Below are 11878 nucleotides of genomic sequence, written 5' to 3'. Positions count from 1 at the left end.
TTTACATGTTTTCGGAATCTCCCGCATTCCTCATACCTCCTATCTAATTATTAATATTTCCGTATTTCTAGTGGAGCCGCGGAGAATAATGAACACAGCTCGTATAACAAACCTTGGGAGGCTTAATCCCGCACCAGCCCCCTGTAGTTCGTTAAAAAAGAGACAATCTGGCTGCCGGTTTGAACCATGACCCCGCAACCCTGACAATCGAACGATTCATTTCTGCACACTCGGTTTAAGTATGAACCAGAGCCTGGTTTAGTCTTTAAACCGCGAAACAAGTACGACCTCCTTGCCTGTTTATTTATCGTTACCGAACGCTTCTTATAATTGTTATAGCAATTATTGTGCCATTCCATGGCATTTCGGTCTGTCCCTTTAATTACCTGGTAAGCCAGCTATCAGGCCAGTGTTGCCAGGTGTATTGTATGCCGGACACTATCCTACAATCAGGACATAATTCGACATTTGCCATTGTTCACTGTCAGCCACATCATAATAATGAAAATTCGGCTGAAAGCACGCTAAGCGGAACTTAAATCATTGAGTCTGAGGCTGGATTCAATGCGTTTTTTGAGGACCACTATTAACGAATCTTTTCGCCCGGGTTGCTGCCGGCTGAAATGAAGGGGGCATCGAAGTAACTGGATGAATGAGATCTGGAGGAAAGTTTGGGGCGACTGGGGCCCATGCCGGCGCATCAAAAAAGCAGCCGGCTCATTATAAGCCGGCTGCTCGCGTCAATGACTGTTTAAGATTACATCATGGGAGGCATTCCGCCGCCTCCGCCCATGCCCATACCCTTGTCTTCCATGGGCTTTTCGGTGATGACCGCTTCAGTAGTCAGGACCATGGCGGCAATGCTGGCAGCATTTTGCAATGCGGAGCGGGTTACTTTGGCGGGGTCGATGATCCCGGCCTTGATCATATTTTCGTATTCATTGGTCAAAGCGTTGTAACCAATGCCGGTTTCGGAGTTACGCACTTTCTCCACCACCACGGAGCCCTCTTTGCCTGCATTGTTAGCAATCTGGCGCAGCGGTTCTTCCAGGGCTTTCTTGACCAGGTTAATGCCGGTCATTTCGTCCCCGTCAGCCTGCAGGGCATCGATAACCCCGATGATATTAATCAAAGCGGTGCCTCCGCCTGAAACAATGCCTTCTTCAACAGCGGCCTTGGTGGCTGCCAGGGCGTCTTCAATGCGGTGCTTCTTTTCTTTCAGTTCGGTCTCAGTGGCAGCGCCTACCTGAATTACCGCAACACCACCGGACAGTTTAGCCATGCGTTCTTGCAGTTTTTCTTTGTCGTATTCGGATTCGGTCTCTTCAGCCTGTTTCTTGATTACCGCGATGCGGCCTTTAACGGCTTCTTCAGAGCCAGCGCCGTCGACTATGATGGTTTCATTGCGGTTTACTACCACCTGGCGGGCTTTGCCCAGCATATCCAGGGTTACGTTCTCCATTTTTACACCGATGTCTTCAGATACCATCTGTCCATTGGTCAGAATAGCGATATCTTCAAGCATGGCTTTTCTTCTGTCACCGAAGGCCGGTGCTTTAACCGCCACACAATTAAAGGTGCCGCGCAATTTGTTGACTACCAGGGTGGGCAGGGCTTCACCGTCTACATCCTCGGCGATAATCAGCAGAGGTTTGCCGGTCTGTACAACCTTTTCCAGGACGGGGAGAATCTCGTTAATTGAGGAGACCTTTTTGTCGCTGATCAGAATATAGGGATCCTCGAGAACTGCTTCCATCTTTTCAGTATTGGTAACCATGTAAGGGGAGATATAGCCGCGGTCAAAACTCATGCCTTCCACGACTTCCAGGGTGGTGCCAACTGACTGGGATTCCTCTACAGTGATAACCCCGTCTCTACCCACTTTATCCATAGCATCAGCGATCAATGTACCGATTTCAGGATCATCGGCGGAAATAGCCGCCACCTGTGCAATGGCCTCTTTGGAATCTACGATTCTGCTGATATTTTTTATTTCTTCGGTTCCAGCTTTAACAGCCTTTTCAATTCCATGTCTCATGATCATGGGATTGGCTCCGGCTGCCACGTTTTTTAACCCCTCTTTAATCATAGCCTGTGCCAGTACGGTTGCAGTAGTGGTACCGTCGCCGGCCACATCATTGGTCCGTATGGCGACTTCTTTTACCAGCTGACAGCCCAGGTTTTCCCAAGGGTCTTCCAGATCAATGTCTCTGGCAATGGTAACACCGTCATTGGTGATGGTGGGAGAACCGAATTTGCGATCCAATACTACATTGCGGCCTTTGGGGCCCAGAGTTACTTTAACTGCATTGGCAAGGGTGTCTACTCCCTTTTCCAATGATCTGCGTGCATCTTCACTGAATTTAATCTCTTTGGAAGCCATCTATGTATCCTCCTTTTAATCTGTTATTTAAGCCAATTTTGCCAGGACGTCTCTTTCAGATAAGATTAACAGTTCCTCGCCGTCAACTTTGATATCGGTTCCGGCATATTTTGCATAGATGACCTTGTCGCCAACGGCCACATACATCGGGATCCGCTCGCCCTTGTCATTGAGAGCGCCGGGACCTACTGCCAGAACTTCGCCAACCTGCGGTTTGTCCTTAGCAGTGTCGGGAACATAGAGACCGCTCTTGGTTTTTTCTTCAGCGTTTTCCACTACTTTGACTACCAGTTTGTCTGCCAATGGTTGAATTTTCAAAGGTATACCCCCTTTTAAAATGTTGCTTTTTTATTATTAGCACTCATTCGTAGCGAGTGCTAACACCTAGCTATAATATTAGGCAAGACCGGCCAAGTATTCAAATAGAAAACTAAGCTGATTCTGCCCGATATTATTAATTAGTATTATGTTGCGGGGAATTTCTTTTTATACCTTTAAAAATCATTAAATTTCGTTTGCTAAGCTTCTCCGCATTCCACCGAGGACCCGATCAAAGTATCCAGACCGTGGGGCAAAACTGGCAGGATGGCCTCCAGGGATTCCCTTACCCCGCGTTCACTCCCTGGCAGATTGATGATCAAGGTTTTCCCGCGTATCCCCGCCACCGCTCTGGAAAGGGCTGCCCGGGGGGTTGTCTTCAAACCCGTCCAGCGCATCAGCTCCGGAATGCCCGGTACCATTTTTTCTATAATGCTGCCGGTAGCCTCGGGGGTAACATCCCGAACCGAGAAGCCGGTGCCTCCGGAGGTCAGTAGAAGATCCAGCTTTAGCTGGTCACAAGCGTAAACCAGGGTCTCCTCTATAGTGGGCTTGTCATCAGGTATGAGCTTATAAAAGGCAACCTGAAAATCTGCCCCCAGCAGTTCGGCAATCTTGGCGCCGCTGCGATCCTCGCGCTCTCCGCGGGAACCTTTGTCGCTCATAACCACAATTCCGGTCTGATACATTTAAATCACTCCAAACCGAGTCTATGCTTAATCCGGGCGCCTGACATGCCCGCTTTTTCCTCCGCTTTTTTCCAGAAGGCAGATGTTCGATATTTGCATCCATCGGTCAACCGCTTTGCACATATCATAGATGGTTAACGCGGCTATACTCGCAGCCGTAATGGCTTCCATCTCCACTCCGGTTTTGCCGGTCGATCTGACTACGGTCTCTATATGCAGTTCACCCGCTGTATGATCAAAACCGTATTCCACATCTACTGAAGCGAGCATCAAGGGGTGGCACATGGGAATCAGCTGCGGGGTCTGCTTGGCGCCCATAACGGCAGCAACCTGAGCTACCGCCAATACATCTCCCTTGGTAATCGCTCCTGCCTGGATGGCCTGCAGGGTTTCAGGTTTCATTTTAACAACCGCCATAGCCCGGGCTTGACGGGTGCTGTCTTCTTTATTGCTGACATCGACCATACGGGCCCGGCCTGACGAATTGAGGTGGGTGAATTCCACAGTTAACCCCCTATTTGGTACATTTTACGATTGTTTGCTTCGCCCCATCCGGTATCCATATGATGCCGCTCGGGTTTACGGCTGATGGCCTGGGCTAATAACTGGCGCAGCTCTTGCCGGTTGATGCCTTGAAGCAGGGCTGCTTTTAAATCGGTTTCGTGATAATCGTAAAGACAATTTCTGAGTTTGCCTTCGGCAGTCAGCCGTATGCGGTTACACCTGTCGCAAAAATGATTGCTCATGGGGCTGATAAAGCCTATGCCGCCCTGACCGCCCTCCAGATTGAAATGCTCCGCCGGTCCATTGCCGACCTGGGCGACAGGCAACAAATTATAATGTTTATTCAAAATGGCTTTAACTTCTTTAATAGTGATTACTTTGCTTTCATCCCAAAACAGCAGATCCCCCACCGGCATAAACTCTATAAAACGAATCTGCAGGGGAAAACGATGGGCCAGATCAGCAAATTTCAATATTTCATCATCATTAAAACCTTTTATTATAACGGTATTTAACTTCACCGGATGCATGCCGGCTTCCATGGCTGCCAGTATGCCCTTCCAGGCATCCTCCAGGCAGCCGCCGCGGGTAATATAATCGTATTTCTCAGCTGACAGGCTGTCCAAGCTGAAGTTGACCCTCTTTAACCCCCCGGCCCGCAAGGCTTTGACCATCCTGGCAAAAAGTGTACCGTTAGTGGTCAGGGTAACTTCCTCAATGCCAGGTATGCCCGCCAGCTGGCTGACCAATCCGGTGATGTTTCTTCTCACCAAGGGCTCGCCACCGGTAAGCCTGATTTTACTTATGCCTAAATCACTGGCAGCCTCGGCAATGGCTATAATATCCTCAAATGATAATATCTTGTCATGTTCCAGCTTGTTTATGCCTGATTCCGGCATGCAATAACGACACCGCAAATTGCAGCGATCGGTTACCGACATTCGCATATAGCTTATCGTACGTCCATAGTTGTCACGCAAAAAAGACCCCCCTCCCCTGGGCCAGTCTTATACCATGCTTAGAAGCATCCTAATTCGCAAGCAGAGATTTTGATTCCGGCTTGATCGCATAAGGCCCCCATCCGGGACAGCTCCATCTTAAGTCCGGCAGCTAATTCTCTAGCCTCGGCACAACTGATGCGTTTACCGGGAAACTTGTCCAGCAACAGCTGAATGATTTCCTCATCTCTCATTCCCATTCCCCCCTTACACTACCCCCGGTTAGGAAGGTTTATTGCCGCAGTATGATTCATCGGCAGTTTTGTGCCTCTTATTATACACCCCTAGACTTATTTCTACAAATGAGGCGAGTTTTCGCAGGCTGATCCATAAATACGAAACAATTTTTCTACCCCAGTCGAAAATATGGACAGCGGCGGCCATGCCTCCGCTGTCACTTTCCTGAATAATCAAAAATACCGCTCGTCGATCATCAGTTCGGATCGTTCGGTAACTATCCATTTAACCGGGCAATCCGCCGCTTGAGGAAAAGCCGAAACAATGACCTGAAACTCGTAACAAACCCCGCAGGTGAAGGCATACTTCCTGAGCCGCGGTAAAAAACGGTCATAATATCCCTTTCCATAGCCAATCCGATAGCCTTGATAATCAAAGGCCACACCAGGCACCAGTACGGCATCAATTCGTTCTGGGGCAAAGGGTGGTCCCACCGGTTCCAAAATGCCATACCGGCTTTTCTGCAGCCCGGCCGGGTCCGAAAAGTGGATGGCGTGGATTTCTGACCCGTCTACCCGGGGAAGAAGCAGCATCTTGTCCTCCTGGTGCAGCTGCTCGAAAAGCGGCCCGAGATCCACCTCGTTGCGGATGCTCATATAGCCCATGATGACCCGGGCATCCTGGAGGGGTTTTAGCTCCAGGAGTTTGTGAACGATCTCTTCACTGAACAGCTGCACCTCCGCAGGCGCTAGCTGTTCGCGCTGCTGCAACATCTCCCGCCTCGTTTCCGGCTTGCCCGGCATTATTCTGTTTGCCGGCATCAGCGCCTCCTATTTCTGGACACGTAGACTGCACCGTCATACTGCCTCTTCCGCCAGTAGTAAAGGCCCAAACCAACTGCCAGCAATCCCAGGGTATAAATCTGCCCCAGTGTAAACGGACCTATATAAATGACACTGTAACGGAAGAATTCAATCATAAATCGATAGACGCCGTAACCCAGCAGGTATAGTATGAAGACTTGCCCGCTGAAGCTGCGCCGCTCATAGAACCATAACAGGAATGCAAACAAGACCAGGTTTAAAGCAGAACTGAACAGCTGAGTGGGATAACGGCTGAAGCCGTCGATGTAAGGAAAGACCATTCCCAGCGGGCCAGTGGTGATGTTGCCATAACAGCAGCCCCGCAGGAAGCATCCAATCCGCACCAAGGCATATCCAAGGGCCAGGTACGGGCTGAACATATCAGCGATCTTCCAGAATGACAGGCTTTTCTTCCAGATATAAAGCCCAAAAGGAATAATGCCTCCGATAAAGGCACCATACCAGATCATTCCTTCAATGCCACCCGGGCCGATGGCGAATACAATCAAAGGATTGGCCAGGAACCCCGGCCAATCATAAACCAGCACATAAGCCAGCCTGGCCCCTATTAGCCCCCCTAAGACGCACAGGATCACCAGATCCAGAACCAGGTTGCTGTCATAACCCTCGCGGCGGGCGATACGGCTGATGCCCCATACTGCGATGAGCACTGCCAGGGCCAGCATAGCCCCCCATGAGTAAACTGTAAATGAGCCTATTTTAATAAGTATCGGATGCAACTTTTCTTTTCCTCCCTACAGTTATCCACAGGGCCGTTTCGAACCGAATTAAAGGCCCCGGTACTATTCTAGAGTATATCAGATATACCGGGGATTTGGGCTAGTGTTCTTCTATTTTATCAACAGACTTATCCACAATATCCACAGGGATTTTTCACAGGGACAAAAGACCAGGGTAAGCATTGAGTTCCAGTGACGCAAAGTCCTGATTCATATACTGGATATAGGCCCGGCCTGCTATCATGGCGGCATTGTCGGTGCACAGGGAAAGCGGTGGATAGACCACCTTAAGCTGTTTTTCTGCGGCTTTCTCCTTTAAAGTACTCCTTAGCAGGGAGTTGGCAGCTACCCCTCCGGCCATGAGTACGGTTTTGACCTGGTATTTTTGCGCCGCACGGATGGTCTTTTCCGCCAGTACCTCCACCAGGGCCTGTTGGAATTCGGCCGCCATATCATTAACATCAGCCAGGCCAAGCTTTTCCAGTTTGCGCCACTGGTTCATAACTGCCGTTTTTAATCCGCTGAAACTGAACTCAAAATCCTCTCTGTCCAGATAGATGCGGGGCAGTTTATTCACACCGGGCGTGCCCTCACGGGCAGCCTTTTCCACCGCAGGCCCCCCCGGATAAGACAGGCCCAGGAAACGGGCTACCTTGTCAAAGGCTTCCCCGGCCGCATCGTCACGGGTTTCCCCAATCAACTGGTAGTCCTGGTGAGAAGGCATATAGACCAGACTGGTATGACCTCCTGAAACCACCAGACACACGCAGGGAAACTCTATCTCCGGGTTTTCCAGGAAATTGGCATAAATATGACCATGAAGGTGATTGATCGCTATAATTGGCTTATTTAATGCATAAGCCAGGGCCTTGGCAAAGCTTAATCCCACCAGGAGGGCTCCAATAAGTCCAGGCCGGTTGGTGACCGCTACGGCGTCGATAGACCGGTAAGCAAGGCCTGCTTTGGCAAAAGCCTCCTCGACCACGGCGGCAATGGTTTCAATATGCTTGCGGGAAGCCACCTCAGGCACCACTCCGCCGAACTTTTGGTGCAGACTGATCTGCGACTGCACCACATTGGAGAGTATCTCCCGACCGTTTTTTACTATGGCGGCCGCGGTTTCATCGCACGAGGTCTCAATTCCCAATATATATGTTTCTTTCATCATTTATCCTCATCACGGAGATTGAAGCTGTCTCATCATAACAATGGCATCTTCATCGTTGTCCGAGTAATACTGTTTGCGCACTCCGGTGGGGGCAAACCCCTGCCCGCTATACAATTTAAAGGCGGCATCATTGGAAACCCTCACTTCCAAAAAGATGCGGCTGACCCGCTTTTGCCCGGCGGTGTTGAGCAATGCCTGCAAGACCTTGGTTCCCATTCCCTGGCGGCGGTAGCGGGGCGCCACCGCCACATTGGTGATATGAGCTTCGTCGGCAACCACCCACATACCGCCGTAAGCAGCCACCACGCCCTCATGATCAGCCACCATATAGGTGGCATATCGGTTGCTTAGCTCGTTCTCATAGGATTGCCTGGACCAGGGAAGGGTAAAGGACTCTAACTCTATGAGCATGATTTCGTCCAAATCACGGCCGGTCATCTTGCGGATCAAAAAATCCTGGTTCACTGTGCTCTTACTCCTTTTTCCAAACGATATTCCGCTTCAGACAGGCGTATATACAACGGCTTGACGTTAAGTCCATCTTCAAGCTTTTGTGCATCTGCGGCCCGCCAGGCCAGGCTGCCGAGGGCAGCAGCCCTGGACAGCATCAGATGCGGGCTAACCGGCAGCAAACGCTCCGCAAAAAAATCAACAAAGTAATCCTGGTAGGGAGGCACTCCATCACCCACCAAAATAACCTTTCCCCGGCCTGTTATCTCAAGCAGGGCGTCGATTTCGAGGGCTGCTTTTTGCGGAGAGCAGGCCATCATAGGCAACAGCCCCAGTGGATATCTTTCTTGAACATCATAACAGGAAAAGTATACCTCCTGGCGGCGCGCATCCAGTAAAGCCGCTACCAAAGCATGGCTGCCGGCCAGGTTGTGAGCCAGAACATCCAGGGTTGGTATTGCGGCAATCGGCAGCCCGGTAGCCAGGCTCAAACCTTTGACAGTTGCCATGCCAATGCGCAGGCCGGTAAAAGATCCCGGCCCCGCCGTCACTGCAAGGGCGGTAATCTGTGCCCAATCGCACTGGCTCTCTTTCATGACCCGGTCGATTTGCGGCATTAATATCTCCGAATGATTCCTGCGGAAGTTGATGAATTCCTCCCGGATCACTCTATCCCTGGCGACCAGGGCCACGCCCGCCACCTGGGTGGCGCTGTCAACAGCCAGTATCAACAATCTGTTCCAACTCCTTTATCTTGCGGCAATAGCTTTCCCCTGTCGCTTTAATGCTGACCAGCCGTTCCCGATCATAGTCCTCGTCGGTCAGGCCGATATATATGTGCATGGCTTCAAGCGGTATGGAGTCCGCCCCGATCTCCGGCCACTCAATCAAACATATTCCGTCCTTTTCCAGATAGTCTTCCAATCCCAGGTCGGTCAAATCCCCGCAGCCGAGGCGGTAGAAATCAAAATGATAAATGGGATCCTGGGCAGGATAGATATTCATGAGGGTGAAAGTGGGGCTGGTAACACGCTGCTGATATCCTTTGCCCCGGGCTACTCCCCTCGCCAGAGTGGTCTTGCCTGCGCCCAGGACGCCATGCAGGCAGACCACGTCCCCGCTTTTTAAGACAGAGGCCAGGGTCTTTCCCAGGCCAAGCATATCCTCTTCGGTTTTTACGATGAGTTCCAAATCATGTCACCTCATGATGATTTGCGGTTACCTGTCCGGCAGCTCCCGGTAGGCGTTGCGAATCGCCTTGAAATCCTCCCAGGTAGGCCGTTTATAAGCTTCATTGCGCAACAGTGCGGCCGGATGGAAGGTGGCCATAATACTCCTGCCCTGGCGGGTCAACCAGGTTCCGCGTATTTTGGTTATTCTTACGGCAGGATCAATCACCACCTGACTGGCCATCGAACCCAGACAAACGATTATTGCCGGGTCTAGCAGCCGAATCTGGGCTTCCAGAAAATTACGGCAGTGTTTTACCTCGTCGGGATTGGGCAATCTGTTGCCGGGAGGACGGCATTTGACCACATTGGCGATATAGACCTCACTGCGCTTTAATTCGGCTGCATTCAGTATTTTATCCAGCAACTGCCCGGCCCGGCCTACAAAAGGCAGTCCGGCTGCATCCTCGTCTTTACCCGGCCCCTCTCCGATGAATAAAAGGCGGGCCTGTGAATTGCCGTCGCCAAAAACCACCTGTTGGCATCCTTCCCTTAACCGGCAATTGCTGCATCCAAGTGCCACGGTTTTTAATTCTTGCATAGAATTGACGCCCGGATAACTCTGTTCATAGTTTACTCCGGGAAGAAAAACCTGGGGCGGCACTATCTCTGGCGGCAGCGTAGCTTTCTCTACTGGAGCCGTCTCTTCCTGATCAAATAACCCCGGTTGCTCTGTAGACATTTTCCCCTCTCCCATTGGCTTCTAGTCCATATTTTCCATGTAATTGCCATTATTATTATAATACATGCCGGCTGCCCCGACCAGACCGGCACAGCAAGAGGAGGGCTCAGCAGCTTTGAATTGTGCTCCACCCTCCCCGGTTACTATTTTCTGTTCAGGATCGGCTACTGGCGCAAAACCTGGTATAAGTCGTCGAAGCCGTTGCCGATGCGCCAGAAGGCAATGCCACCCAGACGGTCAGCAGTGGCCACATTGAACTTCTCATTCAGGCTGGCCTGGTTTTCCAACCATATGGTGTGCTGCCGCCCGTTCTCATCAGTGTAATTATAGTAGGGGCTCATGCTGGCTGCATCGAAACCGCCCTTAACCTGATACTTGCTTTGTATCGCGGCCAGCTTGGGTGCAGTGACGGTAACCGCTTTCCCTCCCGCCGTCCAGTTGTATCCATAAGTGGGCAAGCCCAGCAGGATCTTTTCGCGGGGTATATTGGCCATCATATAGTCTTTCACGTCTTTGACCCACCACAACGGAGCCACCGGACCAGGCGCGCTGTCGGCATAGGAATAGTCGTAGGCCATTACCACTACCCGATCCACAATTTTCCCGATCTCTTTATACTGGTATGCCACCGGCCAGTTCTCTTCACCGGTCCGGGCGAATACCGCCACTGACAGCGTCTTGTCCTGACCTAAAGCAGCCTTTAATTCCCTTAAAAATTGGGTGAAATAAGGGGCATCAGCCGGGGGAATAAACTCAAAATCAATGTTTACCCCGTCATATTTATCCGCCCTGGCTTGCTGATTCAGCTGCTGTATCAAATGCTGGCGATAGCTGTAATTGCGGAGCAGGATATGCAGGGCGTCTTTATCCATCAAGGCCACTCCCAGATGGGTGCGGATACCTTTTTGCCGCGCATATTGCAATACTTTCTGATATTGATCCTGGTACTCATAACTCAGCTCACCCCGGCTGTTGCTTTCAAACCAGCGCAAGGCCACATCGGTGAACAGATCGGCATTCTCGGTAAATTCATCCCAGGGAGTATAATAGTAGTAGGCAAACACCTCGGGCCGGTAGCTAAAGGAAATATTGACTTCCCGCCTGTCACTGTCCCAGCTCACGGTCGCGCCCAGGGTTTCTGCCAAAAAACGCAGCGGAATATAGGTCCTATCCTGGTGTATGAGCGGAGCGGTGTCAAACCTCTTTGTCACCCCATCCACCTTAGCCTCTTGGCTGCCTATGATAAACTCTATATATTTGCCCTTACAATCCAGGGCAACCTTCTGCAGAGCGCCATCCCAATATACAGCGCCTCTCAGGGCGGAATCCTCAACCACGAAGCGAACCGGCACCATGGTGCGCCCCCCGATGAGCAGGGCCCCGGGTTGAAAATGCTTCAATTCACCTTCTATGCGTATCCTTGGATTGGAATCGGCTGTCACCGGGAACACCGGGATACTAAAAATTAACATGGCTATGACTAGCACTATGACTGCTTTTTTCCCCAACATCTACTCAGCCTCCATTATAGCCAGATCTTAATGTTTAGACGATTATCTGCCAGCCCTGGTTCCGCCTTCCCTCTACAGAAGAAAGGCAGAGCGAACGACGGAAGCGAAGAGCAAGACGCTCAATAGGCCCGCGATTGAGTCGTACAAATAGTACGTTGATTGAGCG

14 protein-coding genes are annotated in these 11878 nt (G+C 50.9%); all 14 read right to left on the bottom strand.

What is annotated here, in order from left to right; genetic code table 11:
* Window positions 1-757: 757 nt before the first annotated feature.
* The gene (gene groL, locus B2633_RS00510) at window positions 758-2383 is read right to left on the bottom strand and encodes a chaperonin GroEL (RefSeq protein ID WP_483168578.1); all 1626 of its coding nucleotides are present in this window, start codon (window positions 2381-2383) and stop codon (window positions 758-760) included.
* A 27-nt stretch (window positions 2384-2410) separates the two neighbouring features.
* The gene (groES, locus tag B2633_RS00505; RefSeq protein ID WP_481042920.1) at window positions 2411-2701 is read right to left on the bottom strand and encodes a co-chaperone GroES; all 291 of its coding nucleotides are present in this window, start codon (window positions 2699-2701) and stop codon (window positions 2411-2413) included.
* 200 nt (window positions 2702-2901) lie between these two features.
* Complete coding sequence (locus tag B2633_RS00500) at window positions 2902-3390, bottom strand: MogA/MoaB family molybdenum cofactor biosynthesis protein (RefSeq protein WP_481042918.1); 489 nt, start codon at window positions 3388-3390, stop codon at window positions 2902-2904.
* A gap of 27 nt (window positions 3391-3417) precedes the next feature.
* The gene (gene moaC / locus B2633_RS00495) at window positions 3418-3855 is read right to left on the bottom strand and encodes a cyclic pyranopterin monophosphate synthase MoaC (RefSeq protein WP_481043094.1); all 438 of its coding nucleotides are present in this window, start codon (window positions 3853-3855) and stop codon (window positions 3418-3420) included.
* Window positions 3856-3896: 41 nt separating this feature from the next.
* On the bottom strand, window positions 3897-4874 hold the full coding sequence (gene moaA, locus B2633_RS00490; RefSeq protein ID WP_483168576.1) for a GTP 3',8-cyclase MoaA: 978 nt from the start codon (window positions 4872-4874) through the stop codon (window positions 3897-3899).
* A gap of 38 nt (window positions 4875-4912) precedes the next feature.
* Window positions 4913-5086 carry a hypothetical protein gene (locus tag B2633_RS00485; RefSeq protein WP_483168575.1) on the bottom strand — a complete coding sequence of 58 codons (174 nt, stop codon included), beginning with the start codon at window positions 5084-5086 and terminating at the stop codon, window positions 4913-4915.
* A 216-nt stretch (window positions 5087-5302) separates the two neighbouring features.
* Entirely contained in the window at window positions 5303-5890 is a 588-nt protein-coding gene (locus tag B2633_RS00480) for a 5-formyltetrahydrofolate cyclo-ligase (protein WP_483168573.1), read from the bottom strand.
* The gene (gene lgt, locus B2633_RS00475) at window positions 5890-6672 is read right to left on the bottom strand and encodes a prolipoprotein diacylglyceryl transferase (RefSeq protein WP_483168572.1); all 783 of its coding nucleotides are present in this window, start codon (window positions 6670-6672) and stop codon (window positions 5890-5892) included. Before lgt ends, B2633_RS00480 begins: the two co-directional genes overlap by 1 nt.
* Before the next feature lie 154 nt (window positions 6673-6826).
* Complete coding sequence (gene tsaD / locus B2633_RS00470; RefSeq protein WP_483168571.1) at window positions 6827-7837, bottom strand: tRNA (adenosine(37)-N6)-threonylcarbamoyltransferase complex transferase subunit TsaD; 1011 nt, start codon at window positions 7835-7837, stop codon at window positions 6827-6829.
* A gap of 12 nt (window positions 7838-7849) precedes the next feature.
* Window positions 7850-8305, bottom strand: a complete 456-nt coding sequence (gene rimI, locus B2633_RS00465; protein WP_483168569.1) for a ribosomal protein S18-alanine N-acetyltransferase — start codon at window positions 8303-8305, stop codon at window positions 7850-7852.
* Window positions 8302-9024, bottom strand: a complete 723-nt coding sequence (gene tsaB / locus B2633_RS00460) for a tRNA (adenosine(37)-N6)-threonylcarbamoyltransferase complex dimerization subunit type 1 TsaB (RefSeq protein ID WP_483168567.1) — start codon at window positions 9022-9024, stop codon at window positions 8302-8304. The genes rimI and tsaB overlap by 4 nt, the downstream gene beginning before the upstream one ends.
* On the bottom strand, window positions 9005-9481 hold the full coding sequence (tsaE, locus tag B2633_RS00455) for a tRNA (adenosine(37)-N6)-threonylcarbamoyltransferase complex ATPase subunit type 1 TsaE (protein WP_483168566.1): 477 nt from the start codon (window positions 9479-9481) through the stop codon (window positions 9005-9007). The genes tsaB and tsaE overlap by 20 nt, the downstream gene beginning before the upstream one ends.
* Before the next feature lie 27 nt (window positions 9482-9508).
* Window positions 9509-10201: a uracil-DNA glycosylase gene (locus B2633_RS00450; protein ID WP_483168565.1), complete on the bottom strand. Its 693-nt coding sequence runs from the start codon at window positions 10199-10201 to the stop codon at window positions 9509-9511.
* A gap of 164 nt (window positions 10202-10365) precedes the next feature.
* Window positions 10366-11712: a glycosyl hydrolase family 18 protein gene (locus B2633_RS00445; RefSeq protein ID WP_483168563.1), complete on the bottom strand. Its 1347-nt coding sequence runs from the start codon at window positions 11710-11712 to the stop codon at window positions 10366-10368.
* Window positions 11713-11878: the final 166 nt, after the last annotated feature.

The organism is Syntrophomonas sp. UBA1041, from assembly GCF_002316705.1.
Lineage (GTDB): Bacteria > Bacillota > Syntrophomonadia > Syntrophomonadales > Syntrophomonadaceae > DTU019.
This window is presented reverse-complemented; position numbering and strand designations above follow the sequence as displayed.

Excerpts from the sequence above, each read along its gene's own strand:
- B2633_RS00450 (WP_483168565.1), bottom strand. The coding sequence starts at position 10,201 with ATGTCTACAGAGCAACCGGGGTTATTTGATCAGGAAGAGACGGCTCCA.
- tsaD (WP_483168571.1), bottom strand. The coding sequence starts at position 7,837 with ATGAAAGAAACATATATATTGGGAATTGAGACCTCGTGCGATGAAACC.
- B2633_RS00445 (WP_483168563.1), bottom strand. The coding sequence starts at position 11,712 with ATGTTGGGGAAAAAAGCAGTCATAGTGCTAGTCATAGCCATGTTAATT.
- moaC (WP_481043094.1), bottom strand. The coding sequence starts at position 3,855 with ATGGTCGATGTCAGCAATAAAGAAGACAGCACCCGTCAAGCCCGGGCT.
- B2633_RS00485 (WP_483168575.1), bottom strand. The coding sequence starts at position 5,086 with ATGAGAGATGAGGAAATCATTCAGCTGTTGCTGGACAAGTTTCCCGGT.
- groL (WP_483168578.1), bottom strand. The coding sequence starts at position 2,383 with ATGGCTTCCAAAGAGATTAAATTCAGTGAAGATGCACGCAGATCATTG.
- B2633_RS00500 (WP_481042918.1), bottom strand. The coding sequence starts at position 3,390 with ATGTATCAGACCGGAATTGTGGTTATGAGCGACAAAGGTTCCCGCGGA.
- B2633_RS00480 (WP_483168573.1), bottom strand. The coding sequence starts at position 5,890 with ATGCCGGCAAACAGAATAATGCCGGGCAAGCCGGAAACGAGGCGGGAG.